This is a genomic window from Chryseolinea sp. T2, from assembly GCF_037203685.1.
Classification (GTDB): domain Bacteria; phylum Bacteroidota; class Bacteroidia; order Cytophagales; family Cyclobacteriaceae; genus Chryseolinea.
In genome coordinates, this window is the sequence record NZ_JBBCAU010000005.1 from 198,971 (window position 1) to 213,978 (window position 15,008).

The window sequence follows — 15,008 nt, forward strand, 5'->3', positions numbered from 1 at the left end:
GTTTCCTTGTGATTTGTCCAAAAGCTTAAATACATGTCCCTGACTCACAGAATCTTCCAAATAGTTAGTTTTTCTTTCGCACTGCTGCTACTGTCGAGCGTGGCAATGAGTCAGGACAGGATACTGCAGGCCGAATCCTCCGTGACATCTACCGGTCAGATAAGCATCAAGGGTAAAAACGTGCCTTACAGGGTAACTGCAGGTACGCAGCCGGTTTGGGACAAAGACGGAAAGGTCATAGCCTCTCTGTTTTACACCTATTATGAGCGCACTGATATGGCAGACAAAAGCAAGCGTCCGCTGGTCATGTCTTTTAATGGAGGTCCGGGATCTGCCTCGGTCTGGATGCACATTGCTTACACAGGTCCCAAGATTCTAAACATAGATTCGGAAGGCTATCCTGTGCAACCTTACGGGGTAAAGGACAATCCGAACTCAATACTTGACGTAGCTGACATCGTATACATTGATCCTGTTAACACTGGATACTCGCGGATTCTTGATGCTAAGGCAGAGCGTTCAGTATTCTTTGGTGTTAACGCAGATATTGCTTACCTGTCGGAATGGTTAAACACATTTGTATCGCGCAATAACCGTTGGCTCTCACCCAAGTATCTGATCGGCGAGAGTTATGGAACTACAAGAGTGTCGGGACTTGCAAAAGCTTTGCAGAACTCTCACTGGATGTACCTGAATGGTGTGATTCTCGTTTCGCCTACGGAGCTGGGCATCAAGCGCGATGGTACGGTAGGAGATGCGCTGGCTCTTCCATATTACACCGCTGCGGCCTGGTATCATAAGAAGCTTCCTGCTGATCTTCAGGGAAAAGATCTTCCTGATGCGCTGGCGGAATCTGAGAAGTTTACCATCGAGTTATTTTTGCCTGCTCTTGCAAAGGGTGGTTTTATAACGGACGCTGAGAGGAAGCGCATTGCAGAGCAGGTTGCACGCTACTCGGGATTATCATCGGCCGTGGTACTTCAAAATAATCTCGCGATTACACCTTCCTTCTTCTGGAAAGAGCTTCTGAGGGACAACGGTAAGACTATTGGACGTCTCGACTCACGATATCTAGGCATCGACAAAAAAGATAGTGGCACGGATCCTGACTATAACGCGGAACTTACGTCGTGGCTTCATTCCTTCACACCAGCCATTAATTATTACCTTCGTGAAGTTTTAAAGTATAAAACTGATATCAAGTACAATATGTTTGGCCCGGTTCATCCATGGGACAATACAGGCGATCAAACCGGAGAGGACCTTCGCCTGGCCATGGCCGAGAATCCATACATGCATGTGCTCATTCAGTCGGGCTACTACGACGGGGCGACCACTTACTTCGACGCTAAGTACACACTTTGGCAGATTGACCCCAGCGGAAAAATGAAAGACAGATTGCACTTCGAAGGATATCGCAGCGGTCATATGATGTACCTTCGCAGTGAGGACCTGGTTTCATCTAATGACCATCTCAGGGAGTTTATTCGCAAAACCACTCCTGGCAGTCAGCCAGCGAAATACGATATGAAGTAGGGCGTTATTACCTGTTGTGGAGTAAGTACTGATCTAGTCCAAACAGGTTGATTTTTTGATCGATAAACCGGAGCTGATGAGAAAGGGAGCGTATTTATCTTTAATGAAAAAGCTGCTTAAGACGTGTTTGATTAAAATACTTGTTGTCAGCGTGATATCGGCTTTGATATCGCCTGCAGCTGAAGTGATAGCACAAGAGTTATCAAAGAAACCGAGAACTATCGTTACTACGGATGGGGAAGTGGATGATCAGGATTCGTTCATCAGGATGCTTCTGTATTCCAATGAATTCGACTTAATCGGATTGGTCTATAGCAGCTCACAGTGGCATTACAAAGGAGATGGTAAGCGCACCAAATACACCTCGGCAATGCCGATGACGGCCAAAAGATATGGGGAACGTTCCGAACTCCGGTGGCCAGGTACTGAATGGATGGAGGCTCACATTGACGAGTACGCTAAGGTTTACGAAAATCTAAAGAAGCACGCTCCCGGATTTCCAAGTCCGGCATATCTGAAGAGTTTGATACGCGTCGGTAACATAGACTTTGAGGGTGAGATGGAGCGCGACACTCCGGGATCCGATTTCATCAGGCAAATACTGCTTGACTCCGACACTACGGCCGTCTACCTCCAGATCTGGGGAGGTACCAATACAGTAGCCCGCGCGTTAAAATCTATTGAAGACCAGTACAAAGCTCAGCCGGATTGGGAGTCGGTAAAACGTCGGGTCTCACGTAAAGCAATACTTTATGCGGTGTTGGACCAGGATAACACCTACCAACGATATGTTGCTCCAAACTGGCCGGAAATTAAGGTGCTCTATAACTCTGCTCAGTTCTGGAATTTCGCTTATCCATGGCCGCGTGTCGTACCCCAACCGTTGCAAGCCTATCTTCGGGGACCATGGTTTGATAAAAATATCCGGAGCAATCACGGCCCACTTTTGAAACAATACTATGTGTGGGGTGATGGCCGGCAAATCCAGAATGATCCGGAACATAATCAGGGTGATACGGCAGTTATGCGCAAGGCCGGGATGACCCAATTTGATTTCATTTCCGAAGGCGATTCGCCCGCTTATTTTCATTTGATCGATGTCGGGCTCGATAACCTGAAGGACGCATCTTTTGGCGGATGGGGCGGACGGATGGTACGGTCAAAGTCGAAACCCAACAGATGGGAAGACGGCGATAACGTAACTGACTTTAATCCTTTCACAAAGCGCTATGATAAAGCATATCCTCAAACCAGGTGGATCGAAGTCCTGCAACAGGATTTCGCAGCCAGGGCTGATTGGTGCGTAGCATCCGTTGAGGACGCCAATCACCCTCCTGTAGTTAATCTGGCTCATGAAAAGCATGTGCAGGCGAAGCCTGGCGCTGTTGTTAACCTTGCAGTAAATGTTTCCGATCCCGATAGTGACAAGGTTACCTGTAAGTGGTGGCAGTACGAAGAAGTGGACTCTTACGGAGGCAAAATAATGATCATGAACTCTGGTAACCTTTTGTCGAGTTTCAAAATCCCCCTTGACGCCAGAGTCGGAGATACGTTTCATCTGATAGCTGAAGTGACGGACGATGGCGTTCCTAAATTAACGCGCTATCGGAGAGTAATTGTCACTGTTCAGTAAGCTCTCTAACCTTCCTGTCTTTTTTTAACTGTTAGTGAAGTCACTATGGCTATCGTTAAAGCGCTACCGATAAAGATGAGAGACCACTCAATTGGGATTTTGACGACGTCTGCAAGGCACATCTTTATACCAATGAAAATGAGTATTGCAGAAAGAGCATACTTGAGATAGACAAAATACTTTTCGATTCCGGCTACTGCAAAGTAAAGTGACCGGAGTCCGAGAATGGCAAAAACATTCGACGTGTATACGATGAATGGATCTTCCGAAATGGCCAAAATTGCTGGTATGCTGTCCACGGCAAATACCAGATCAGTTGCTTCTATCAAAACCATTACAACAAAGAGAGGAGTGGCCCATAACAACCCATTCCTGCGTACAAAGAACTGATCGCCCTCGTATCCCGGTGTAACGCGAAATATTCGCCTCACGAATCGAACCACGGGATTCTTTTCCGGGTTAAGTTTCACTTCGCCCTGGATTAGGAGCCGTATGCCTGTAAAGGCAAGAAAGAAACCAAACACGTAGATGAGCCAGTGGAACTTGTGAATCAGTTCAATACCTGTAAGGATGAACATTACGCGCATTACCAACGCTCCAAGAATTCCCCAGAACAGAACTTTATGCTGATATTCGGCAGGGACGTGGAAGTATGAGAAAATGATAATGATGACGAAGATATTATCGACGCTAAGTGACTTTTCGATTACATAGCCGGTGAGAAACTCGAATGCGTCATCGCTGCCAAATTGGTAGTACACGAAGGTATTGAAGAGTAAAGCCATCGCGACCCAGACGGCGGTCCAGGTCAGCGCATCGCGAATGGAAATTGCCTTTGACTTGCGATGGAACACGCCCAGGTCAAGGACAAGCATTATTAGTACGAAGAGGTTAAATCCGATCCAAAGCTGCGTCTGGGTAAAGTTCATGGGAACGAATACGTTTGCATCAATACTTTAAGAATAGCTGAATTTCCACTGAAATTCATTATTTGATGAAGCAATTATTATTGCAGCTTGCTTTGAGTCGCCTTCGCGTGAGGCCAAAGTTGAATGCCGGTTTTCCGATGGGGGAGAACCATGCTTAAATTCCCTACCTTTGCGTCTTGGCATACGCCAAGAACAACAGATCAATGCTCAATCCAACAGAACAGTCGGAACGTGAATACCTGGGAGAGATCAGGGAGAAATTGATGTTGTCGGTGCAGTTGGTCGACGACAATGTGAAACAGTTCTCGGAAGAACTTCGGCAAAAGAAGCAGTATATCCACGAACATCAGTCGGGCATGGATGAGGCTGATATTGTCGCAGCGGGGCAGTCTATCGATCGAATTGCATTCACGGGGGAATCCGTAGTCGAGCGCCGTCGTAAGCTGATGAAGCTTATGGACTCACCTTACTTTGGCCGGATTGATTTCACCCCTCAGAGAGGCAAAACCAATGCAGTATATATTGGACTGCACAGCTATGCAAGCGAGGTTGGGCGATCAAACCTGATTTACGACTGGCGTGCTCCGGTTTCATCTTTGTTTTACGATTACGAACTTGGAGAAGCTTCATATCAGACACCCTCGGGCCAGATAAAAGGCGAGATTTCGGTCAAACGTCAGTACCGGATACGCGACGGCAAAATGGAGTTCATGATTGAGAATGCCGTAAACATTCAGGATGAAATCCTTCAACGTGAACTAAGCAAGTCGGCTGACGATAAGATGAAAAACATAGTCGCCACGATCCAGCGTGACCAGAATGCTGTGATCAGAAACGACACGTCGAAAGTAATGATTATTCAGGGCGTTGCAGGGTCGGGAAAGACCTCAATAGCGCTTCACCGTATAGCCTTTCTGTTGTACCGCTTCCGGGACACAATAACAGCCAAAGACATTCTCATTATTTCACCCAACAAGGTTTTCGCCAGTTACATATCAAACGTATTGCCTGAGTTAGGGGAAGAAACCATTCCTGAAACAGGTATGGAGGAACTCGCAAGTGAGTTGCTTGACCATAAATATCCATTTCAAAGCTTCTTCGAGCAGGTTACGGAAATTCTGGAACACAACGAAGAATCATTTGCAGAACGCATCCGGTTTAAGGCATCGTTTGAGTTTTTATCAAAGCTCAACCAGTATTTAATCCATGTAGAGAACAACTATTTCGATTTTACTGAGCTGCGTGTAGCGGGTACGGTTGTTCCGTTTCCTTTCATTCTCGAGCGGTTCCGTGCATATTATCGTATCCCGATTTTAAAGCGCTTTCCGGAAGTCATCCGGGATATTCAGCAGCACGTGCGAACGATGAGCGGGAAAAAACTGAACGGGCAGGACCGTGCAAGACTTTGGGAGCAGGTGCCGAGGATGTTTCGTTTCAGCAGTGTGTTGGAGCTGTATGAAGACTTTTACCGGTGGCTTGGTAAGCCGGAAATGTTCAAGCTTTTACCTGGAGGCGAACTGGAGTACAGTGATGTGTTTCCGCTGATCTATTTTCGAATTCGCGTCGAGGGTGTTGCGTCCTTTGATCATGTGAAGCATTTGTTGGTGGATGAAATGCAGGATTATACAGCCGTTCAGTATGCGGTTTTGAATCGGTTGTTCAGCTGCAAAAAGACAATCCTGGGCGATGTCAATCAAAAAGTAAATCCATTCAGTGCGTCATCATCTGACGATATCAGTCGGGTATTTCCCAATGGAGATTCTGTAAAGCTTGTGCGAAGCTACCGGTCTACAATTGAGATCACGAATTTCGCGCAGCGGATCAGCAGGAATCCGGAGCTGATACCGATGGAGCGTTATGGAGACGAGCCTAAGGTGTTGGAATTCGGGTCGAATATTGAAGAAGCGAATGCGATCAGGGAAATGCTGTATGAGTTCAATGAGAGCAGTTTTCAGTCACTTGGGATTTTATGCAAGACATTCGACCAGGCGAGCACGCTTTACGAGCATTTGAAGGAGGACAAGGACTTTGAGTTGCCGTTCACTTTGCTTGATGCTGAAAGCACGTCATTCAAGAACGGCATAATCATTACGACCGTGCATCTGAGTAAAGGTCTGGAGTTCGACAATGTAATTGTGCCTTTTGCTTCTGATCGTAACTATAAGACCGCTGTTGACCGGAGTATGCTATATATTGCCTGCACGCGGGCTATGCACAAGCTAACATTGACGTATAGCAGGTCTGCCACGGTTTTTGTGGCATCATGAAGTTTCTGTGCCAGTTGGTTGGTTGATGTGCCGTCTGTTGGAAGCAGCAGATTGGATTGAACTGATAGAGTTCCAAGTTCTGGCCCTTTTGGTTTCATAATTTATATTATGTTAAATAAATAAAAGAGAAGAACATCAAAGTCCTCCCATGGCCAGTAATCTGGCATGCTCCTTTTCAGTGACCCTTCCTACCGATAGCCTTGACAGACGGACCAAATCCATGGTCTTTAAAGAAGCTTCAGCTTTAATCTGAGCAAGTGTAACCGGAACTGGCATCGACTTTACCGGCTGCAGATCTACGACGACCCAATTCGCATCGGTTGTTGTTGGATCCTGGTATGCTTCCTTAACAACTTTGGCAATCCCTACAATCGCCAGTCCTTCGTTGCTGTGATAAAAAAACACCTCATCGCCTTTCTTCATAGCCCTCAGGTTATTACGTGCAGCGTAATTGCGTACACCGTCCCAGAAAGTTCTGCCGTCTTTTAGAAATTGATCCCAGCTATATTTAAATGGTTCAGATTTAACAAGCCAATAGTTCATACGCGAATGTCAGTTTCGCGCGAAGGTAATTTGTATTTTCAAAAACATCCAAGTATCCGAGCCAGTATCTTGCTTAGTGCTCCAATCGTTATATTGTTAACATATGATGCTAATCGCGAAACACAAGCTTCAGCTATGGATACGCTAATCAGTGAACACAATCTTCAGCTTTGGATTGACAAATTCTTTGGATATGGAACATGGGGCGCCAATATATGGCTTGTGGGATACGAAGAAGGCGGCGGAGACTTGCCCGAAGAAGTGGCCGAAAAGACAAACTACTTTGCAGTCCATCATCAACAATCAGAGCAGCCAGTTCTTTGTGACTTGCAAGATCTTTATAGGAACGTGGGTTATCGCGATGAAGGTCCTAAAGGAAAGTCTTTTGAAACGCTCTTTGAATATCGCTTTGGCAAAGACGCGCTTCTTAATGGTGCCTGGAAAAATCTAATCGCGTTCACGCATGGCTACAATCACCACGAGGTCCCCGACTTACTGAATTACCAAAAAACGTCATTTATAGATAGCGGTGATGCGGCGATGGTGCGTTTCTATCCCCTGCCCAGTCCGCACAGTCATGCCTGGTACTATCGATGGCTTGTGGTATCCAAACCACTTTCCTATATAAGAGATCGCGAGCAATATGAACAGCATGTTTTTCCCAATCGCATGTCATCCATTATTCGGCAGATCAAGAAACACCGCCCGGGATTGGTTCTAATGTACGGCATGACTAATGTTCAAAAGATTAAAGATTCGTTTGAGCAGGAACTTAAGTCTATAAAATTCAGAATGGTAAAAGCTGTAAAGCTGCAGATTCCTCAGCATCATGCAGCCTGGTTTGGTGAAACCCAGGTAATTATCACAACGCAACTCCCAACGCTTCGGCACAATCGCGTTGAAACTGGATTTGACTGGCACTACTTTGGCGACCTGGTTAGTTCTTATGTTCCCGAAGCAGCAGCTAAACGCTCAAAATAGAATCGTATTCTAAAAGCAACAATCATGAACAACGCGAAGCCACAGATGGGTGCAAAATGGAGCCTGCCCGAGCTTATGGCAGGCACTGGTAATTTTTACACCATGATTGGCGACTATGAAGCCGAACCCAAAACTCCATTTCAACCGGAAATGAGCCTTCACTTTTACAGGCTACCGAAAGGTGAAATTGATATGCAGCGACCGCACAATGAAGATGAATTGTATTATGTGTTGCTCGGATCGAGAACCATACGGATAGTTCATGACGGAGAAGAAGTCAATGTTCCTTTGTCAACCGGAGACCTGGTTTACGTGCCGGCACACGCGGAGCACAAATTCATTGGAGAGGAAGAAATATCACTGCTAGTGTTCTTTGCTCCAAATTACAGCGGTCATTCCAAGGACTAAACTAATACATCGGGCGCTCTTGGCAAATCACGGTACGGTCAATAGTTTCTGTCTGGCCTGAAATGTCGCATTACTGTCCCGAAGGTTATTTGGCTTCATGGTATGTTTGTTTAAGATTTCAATACCATGGCGACGCAGATTATGCACTCCATGATGCTATACTGGATGCCGGAACGCCACAAGATGAAATCACGGCGTTCTCTTTTACGCACGCTAAAGCTAAAAACAAACACTATGAAACAAACTGTAGGGATCATCCTCTTCAACGAGGTTGAGGTGCTCGACTTTGCCGGGCCATTCGAAGTATTCTCAGCATCTGCCGAGGTAACACCTCAGCCTTGCTTCAACGTTATAACGCTATCTCTCGACGGAGAACCTGTGCATGCAGTAAACAATCTTACCGTCGCGCCACAATATTCATTTGACACCCACCCTCCCATCGATATTCTTATTATTCCTGGTGGAGTTGGCACCAGAAGGTTAGTGCATGATGAAGTGTTTTTGAGCAAGCTGAGCTTGCTGATTGAAAATGCCGCGCTCTCACTGTCAATTTGTTCTGGTGCAAGACTACTTGCTAAACTTGGGATGCTCGATCACAAGCGATATTGCACACATCAGGAAGTCTATGATGACGTCACTACTATTGCTCCGTTGTCTATTCCACAAGCAGACAAACGATTTGTTCGCACAGACAGTCGCCTGTTCACCTCAGGCGGAATTTCAGCTGGAATTGATTTGTCATTCTATGCACTGGAAATGTTACTTAGCCCGACCGTTGCCAGGAAAACGGCCGCCTACATGGAATATGAATCTGCGTATGCAAATCATGGAACACAGACAGCGGTCTGGTAACCAGCTAAGCTATAAAAAAAGGCTCCGGTAAGGAGCCTTTTGCTTTTGGTCTTAAGCGGTCAAAGTCCGGGCTGCGCGCTCGCGACAAGTTCCAATACTTCTTTGTCCGGATGATTGCGCACGGTGCATGTGTTATCGAGCATCATCGTAGCGCCCACTGAAGCGTTATACTTCGGCCATGCGGGAAGCCCTTTGTGATTCGGGTCTCCGGTACGCGCGAAGTTGATCCATGCCTGACTGGATTTATCAGCCAGCACATAAGCATCTTTACCCCCACCTGTCATTTCTTCACAGCGGGCAATGTTGTTCATCACAAAGGGAATTTCCATGCAGTGCAAGGCTTTGTAGGCACCGTCAAGTACCGGCGACTGCCATGTAAAAAGGTAAACATAAACCGGCGCTTGGCTGCTGGCCGATTTTGCGTTTGCCTGTGCCACCATGCCTGGGCGAAAGAACGCATCAATGTCCATTAGATCCGTGGGGCGCGTATCATTCGGATAGGCTTTTTTAACGGCTGCTATATATGCATCCGTTTTATCCTTCCATTGCTTTTGCAGGAATGCTTTTACCTGTTCTTCATTGCCATTTCGCAACTCCGGATTACGCAGTGAATTCATAAATTCATTCTTTGTCGATCCGATCAATAGCGGAACCGTTGCCGAGTTTGCAAGTGCCTCAGCGTCGCCAGGGTTGTGAGTAAGAAAGTTGCCGTCGATAGTGGGCGTCCAGCCCAGACGTAATCCGGCAGTGATGCCGCTTCCGGTGATTTTTCCTTCCGCCGTAAGTTGCTCACGGACTTTGGCGATAGCCCTGTTCCCTGCAGCCACAAGCTTATCATAAGGAACCTTTTGAATGGAGTCAACTTGTGAAGGAATGAGTCCCAATTCATTCAGAACGGCGCTGCCAATACGCTTTGAAACCATCTGATCCTGGTAAGGCGACCAGACGCCGCTCTGCACAATTGCCTTATGAAACAAGCCCTTTGCAAGTGGCGAACTCATCAGCGCTGTTACTTTTCCGCCGCCGCCAGACTGACCAAAAATGGTAACGTTATTGGCATCGCCACCGAAACCTGCAGCGTTGGCTTTAACCCATTCCAATGCTGCTACCAGGTCATAAAAACTTGCGTTGGCAGATGACTTGTATTTGTCTCCATATTCTGACAAGTCAAGAAAACCAAGGACATTAAGCCTGTGATTCACTGAGATAAGCACGACATCACCTTTCTTGCTTATTGCCTCGCCGTCATACGATGGTAATTCCTGAGACGATCCTGCAGTGTATCCGCCTCCATGTATCCAAAACATGATCGGCCTCTTTTTGCCATCATTGATGCCAGGTGTCCATATGTTAAGACGAAGGCAATCTTCATTAGCATATCCCCAGTCATGATGGAATACAAATTCCGACTCATCCTGTACTCGCGTGGTGGGTGTCATCAAAGGGCTGACAGGCCCGTAAGTCATTGAGCTGCGTATACCATCCCACGAGTCCGGTTGTTGTGGCGCCTCGAAACGCTTTGCCTTAGCATAAGGAATTCCTTTGTAGATATATGTGCCATTGTGAATATAGCCCCGGACTTTGCCTGACTTTGTCTGAACGACTGCGACATTAGCGCCCGTAACCAGAGGCGCTGACGCCTTTTGAGCATTTGCCGATATGGCTACGGCAAAAAGCATGATGAGCGTGGTGATCTGCTTCATAGGTAGTGTTCATTGTGTTAGTTGTACACAATAGTATACAAAAAACGCGAACAACACTTTGGCACTACGCCGAATTCCACGGACGGTCGCTGCCATACCTGGCCTTAAAAATGATTGCCCGAGACTATTTCACCACCATAATGGCCATCCCGTCATGTGCCTTGGCGCCGACGTTCTGAATGATTGTACCAATAGTTGAAGAATTCTCGGCCATCGCCTGGTTGAAACGTCGCACGCCCTGTACCATATCGTCGTCTGAGTTCGGGTCGAGCACCTTTCCCTCCCGTATCACATTGTCGGCTATAATCAATGTGCCGGGGCGTGAAAGCTTTATTGCCCATTCGTAGTATTCCTTGTAGGGAGGCTTATCAGCATCGATAAAGATCATATCGAACGGTCCGAGATTCTCCTTTTCAAGGTTTGGCAGCGAATCAATTGCTTTACCAACGCGGACTTCGACCTTATCAGAGAGTCCTGCATTTGCTATATTCTTTCTGGCAACCTCTGCGTGTTTGGGGTCATACTCGAGTGTGATCAACTTGCCATCACTGGGCAAGGCTCGAGCCATCCAGATGGTGCTGTAACCAGCCAGCGTGCCCACTTCCAGAATTCGCCTGGCGCCAACAGCCAGCGCCAGAACATGCAGAAACTTGCCCTGATTGACGGAAACTGCTATTGGAGGAATTCCGTTTTCTTCAACAGAATGTGCCGCTGCCTTTAGTGCACTGTCTTCCTGACCAACAAGGTCCTGTATGTATTCATCAACTTTACCAAACAAATCGTTCATACTCTTTTTATCGTTATTGGACGTGATTGTGCGATATAGCTGCGGGATATTCGTGAACTATTTTGCATCTCCAATATCCTGCAACAATCAAATATAAGCCATATCTATTTCTCAAAATACTACTGTCGCGCGGATCAAAATCAGTGCGCACTCGCAGATAACAATTCGAATGCTTTTTTATAGAGACCGGCAATCGGTTCAGGATGTGCACCAAAACGAATCATGTCGCCGTTTTGCAAACTGTAAGATTCCCACTCTGGCAGTCCATCACCATTAGGATTACCCGACCTGATAAAATTAAGCCAGTATGAAGACATATATCTTTCAACCTCCAGATCAGTTTCTGTCCAGGGCCGGTCCCAGTGGCTGAGCGTGTGAAGAGCGAACGGAACTTCTGAGGTATGAAATGCTCCGTAGTTCGGAAAACCCGGCTTATCGGTGGGCACATAAGTAAACTCATATAAATAACTGGCACTGGTGTTGGCAAGCGCCCATTGGTAGTCAGGCACGCCGGCAAATCGCATGGATCCAAGTTTCAACTGCGACTCAGCTGCCATTTTATCATTTGCTGCCGGAAACAATTTCAGCATTTCATCAGACTGGTGTCCGAAGGTCTTCTTGATGTCATTTTTGAATTCATTTGCATTCATTTGTTTCCGGCTGGCCAGGGCTCCGTCTCCGGTTACCCAACCTGCCAGCAACGGAACATCTATGTGCTGCTTCCCGGAAAAGACTTTTGCCAATTGCTGAGTCAGCACATATCCATCCTCTATTGGAAAGAAGGATCCAAAAGGCATCTTATTCGCAAGACTGAGAATCGTATCGCCAGGGATAGCGCGTAATTCTGCCAGGCTTGATGCGTTGCCTGATTTCGCGAAGGCCTCTCCTATCTTTTCTGCTGCCATTAAAGGTGTTATTTGTCTTCCTGCCCCACTCTCGGCAATAGCTCCATGCACCAATCCTTTTGCAAGAGGCGAAGCAATTAATGCCTGAACACTCATGGACCCTGCGGACTGACCACCTATGGTAACTTTAGAGGGATCACCACCAAAGGCCTGGATATTTTCTTTGATCCATTGAAGTGCAGCAACCTGATCCATCAGACCATAATTGCCAGAAGCACTTTTGCCTGACTCTTTAGTAAGCTCAGGATGAGCAAGGAAACCAAATACTCCGAGGCGGTAGTTTATTGAAACAAAGACTATGCCCTTTCTTGCCATAGCCGCACCGTTGTAAATTGCGCATGCTCCTGACCCCGAGGTAAAGGCACCTCCGTGAATCCAGACGAACACAGGAAGCCGGTCAGAAGCGCTACGTGCACCACTCCAGATATTCAGGAACAGACAGTCTTCGCTCAGGGGCTGTGGCGGAGTAATGAATTCTTCAGACCACATCATAAATGGCTTGGGCTCATTTTGAATCGGGCTGGCGCCGAATGACAGACATTTCAATGTGTCGTTCCAGGCGATAACTGGTGCAGGTGCTTTCCACCTCAAATCGCCAACCGGAGGTGCCGCATAGGGAACGCCTTTGAACGCAAAGACACTGTCTTCGTAGCTGCCGGAAACCAGTCCACCCGAAGTTCTGACTACCAGCAAATCCGGACTGCTCTTTTCAGGATGGTCTTTGCGGCAAGAAAATAAAATAAGGGAAAGAATTACAATGGTGATGACGCGTGTTAGCATAATTGTGATCTATCATCAATGATACGCAACAGAATGAATGCGTCAAAGGTACACATTGAATTATGTGATAAGTGAATTAGTAATAGATAGCGCTATTCATTAATTTGAACGTACGATGAACTGTGAGTGAACTCATTGGAAGCACGATGGGCATTTGAAGTCTATGCGGGTAACTATAAACCTTTTCATAAATCGAGATGAATAAGCGCTCCTTCCTTAAATTGTCAACAGCCATGCTGACCGGTGCTGCGTTATCGCCCCTGTCATCGTGCAACAATTCGAAAAATGAAACCATTGAAGACACCGTGATCAGGAATTGGGCAGGTAATATTACATATAGTACAGGTAACATCTTTGAACCAAAATCCAATGACGAGGCCCGTGACATAATCAAAAAATGTACGAAGCTCCGCGCATTGGGAACCCGGCATTGCTTTAATACAATTGCTGATTCAGATGCGAATTTGATTTCCACCAGAGGGTTCGTACACATCGGTTCTATTGATCCAAATACGGCGACGATATCGGTAGGCGGCGGCATCCGGTATGGTGATCTTTGTACTTTTCTCTATGAGAAGGGATTTGCACTTCATAACCTGGCGTCACTCCCGCATATTTCTGTGGCGGGGGCAGTTGCAACGGCAACGCATGGTTCTGGCGTAACCAATGGTAATTTATCAACCGCTGTTGACGAAATCGAAATTCTTACTGGCGCGGGTGAGCTGAAGATATTTTCGAAGAACGTGGACCCGGATGAATTTGCTGGCGCAATCGTGAATCTGGGATCTTTGGGAGTGGCAACAACGGTGAAACTTAAACTATTGCCTGCATTTAATGTACGTCAATGGGTGTATCTGGGGTTGCCAATGAAACAGCTTGAAGAACACTTTGATGAAATAGTTGCTGCAGGTTATAGTGTCAGTCTGTTCACCGATTGGCAGAGTGAGAATGTAAATCAGGTTTGGATAAAGAAGATTGCTAAGGAAGGAGAACCGTCAGACGCGCCGTCGGAATTCTTTGGAGCGAAGCTCGCTGATCGCGACGTGCATCCGATCATTTCAGTGTCCGCGGAAAATTGTACGCCTCAGATGGGTGTAGCTGGACCGTGGTATGAGCGTTTGCCACACTTCAAAATGAATTTCACGCCCAGCAGCGGAGAAGAACTTCAGGCGGAATACTTTGTTCCCCGGGATAAAGCAGTTGAAGCAATATTTGCCGTCGCGAAAAATCACAAGGAAGAGTTAAAATCACTTTTGTTTATAACTGAGATCAGAACTATTGCGGCCGACGATTTATGGCTGAGCACGGCGTATGGACGCGATAGCGTAGCGATCCACTTCACCCTGAAGCAGGATACGGCCGGCGTAGCGGCATTTCTACCCAGGTTGGAGGATACGCTAAAGCCGTTTGATGCCCGTCCACACTGGGGCAAGCAATTTGCCATGCGGCCCTCGGAGCTGAGATCCCGATATGAGAAGTTCGATCAGTTCAAGGCGCTTGTCGCAAAGTATGACCCAGAGGGTAAGTTCCGCAATGAATTCATGGATCATGTCCTTTCCGGCGCCTGAAGCAGGGACTTTTTGGCCAGGACTCCGGCAAAAAAATCGAAGAATCTTTCAAACTTTTCGTTTCGCCATTTTACTCCTGACATACTGTTGTCACTGGGCGGAGTTTACTTTGAATC

The 15,008-nt window shown here is 46.8% G+C and carries 12 protein-coding genes; 7 read left to right on the forward strand and 5 right to left on the reverse strand.

All coding sequences use genetic code 11. From position 1 onward, the window contains the following. The first annotated feature begins 105 nt into the window (after positions 1 to 105). Positions 106 to 1,536 carry a S10 family peptidase gene (locus WBG78_RS17625; RefSeq protein ID WP_337328049.1) on the forward strand — a complete coding sequence of 477 codons (1,431 nt, stop codon included), beginning with the start codon at positions 106 to 108 and terminating at the stop codon, positions 1,534 to 1,536. A 103-nt stretch (positions 1,537 to 1,639) separates the two neighbouring features. After that, a complete protein-coding gene (locus tag WBG78_RS17630; RefSeq protein ID WP_337327781.1) occupies positions 1,640 to 3,169 on the forward strand; it encodes a nucleoside hydrolase-like domain-containing protein in 1,530 nt (509 codons plus the stop codon). Positions 3,170 to 3,174: 5 nt separating this feature from the next. Here WBG78_RS17630 and WBG78_RS17635 read toward each other — a convergent pair whose 3' ends face one another. Next, positions 3,175 to 4,098 (reverse strand): TerC family protein, encoded by a 924-nt coding sequence (locus WBG78_RS17635; RefSeq protein ID WP_337327782.1) that lies wholly within the window; start codon positions 4,096 to 4,098, stop codon positions 3,175 to 3,177. A gap of 203 nt (positions 4,099 to 4,301) precedes the next feature. Here WBG78_RS17635 and WBG78_RS17640 point away from each other — a divergent pair, with 203 nt between their 5' ends. Then, complete coding sequence (locus WBG78_RS17640) at positions 4,302 to 6,365, forward strand: HelD family protein (RefSeq protein ID WP_337327783.1); 2,064 nt, start codon at positions 4,302 to 4,304, stop codon at positions 6,363 to 6,365. Between the two features lie 135 nt (positions 6,366 to 6,500). Here WBG78_RS17640 and WBG78_RS17645 read toward each other — a convergent pair whose 3' ends face one another. Beyond that, the gene (locus WBG78_RS17645) at positions 6,501 to 6,908 is read right to left on the reverse strand and encodes an EVE domain-containing protein (RefSeq protein ID WP_337327784.1); all 408 of its coding nucleotides are present in this window, start codon (positions 6,906 to 6,908) and stop codon (positions 6,501 to 6,503) included. Between the two features lie 135 nt (positions 6,909 to 7,043). Here WBG78_RS17645 and WBG78_RS17650 point away from each other — a divergent pair, with 135 nt between their 5' ends. From WBG78_RS17650 to WBG78_RS17660, 3 genes are all read left to right on the forward strand, one after another. Then, the gene (locus tag WBG78_RS17650; protein WP_337327785.1) at positions 7,044 to 7,889 is read left to right on the forward strand and encodes a hypothetical protein; all 846 of its coding nucleotides are present in this window, start codon (positions 7,044 to 7,046) and stop codon (positions 7,887 to 7,889) included. A gap of 24 nt (positions 7,890 to 7,913) precedes the next feature. After that, positions 7,914 to 8,297, forward strand: a complete 384-nt coding sequence (locus tag WBG78_RS17655; protein WP_337327786.1) for a cupin domain-containing protein — start codon at positions 7,914 to 7,916, stop codon at positions 8,295 to 8,297. Between the two features lie 234 nt (positions 8,298 to 8,531). Beyond that, the gene (locus tag WBG78_RS17660; protein WP_337327787.1) at positions 8,532 to 9,149 is read left to right on the forward strand and encodes a DJ-1/PfpI family protein; all 618 of its coding nucleotides are present in this window, start codon (positions 8,532 to 8,534) and stop codon (positions 9,147 to 9,149) included. A gap of 59 nt (positions 9,150 to 9,208) precedes the next feature. On the opposite strand, the gene WBG78_RS17665 is transcribed toward WBG78_RS17660, so the two are convergent. From WBG78_RS17665 to WBG78_RS17675, 3 genes are all read right to left on the reverse strand, one after another. After that, positions 9,209 to 10,852, reverse strand: coding sequence for a carboxylesterase/lipase family protein (locus WBG78_RS17665; protein ID WP_337327788.1), 1,644 nt, complete (start codon positions 10,850 to 10,852; stop codon positions 9,209 to 9,211). A 124-nt stretch (positions 10,853 to 10,976) separates the two neighbouring features. Further along, complete coding sequence (locus tag WBG78_RS17670) at positions 10,977 to 11,639, reverse strand: O-methyltransferase (RefSeq protein WP_337327789.1); 663 nt, start codon at positions 11,637 to 11,639, stop codon at positions 10,977 to 10,979. 140 nt (positions 11,640 to 11,779) lie between these two features. After that, a complete protein-coding gene (locus tag WBG78_RS17675) occupies positions 11,780 to 13,324 on the reverse strand; it encodes a carboxylesterase/lipase family protein (protein WP_337327790.1) in 1,545 nt (514 codons plus the stop codon). Between the two features lie 197 nt (positions 13,325 to 13,521). Between WBG78_RS17675 and WBG78_RS17680 the strand changes: the two genes are divergently transcribed. Then, entirely contained in the window at positions 13,522 to 14,892 is a 1,371-nt protein-coding gene (locus WBG78_RS17680; RefSeq protein WP_337327791.1) for a D-arabinono-1,4-lactone oxidase, read from the forward strand. Positions 14,893 to 15,008: the final 116 nt, after the last annotated feature.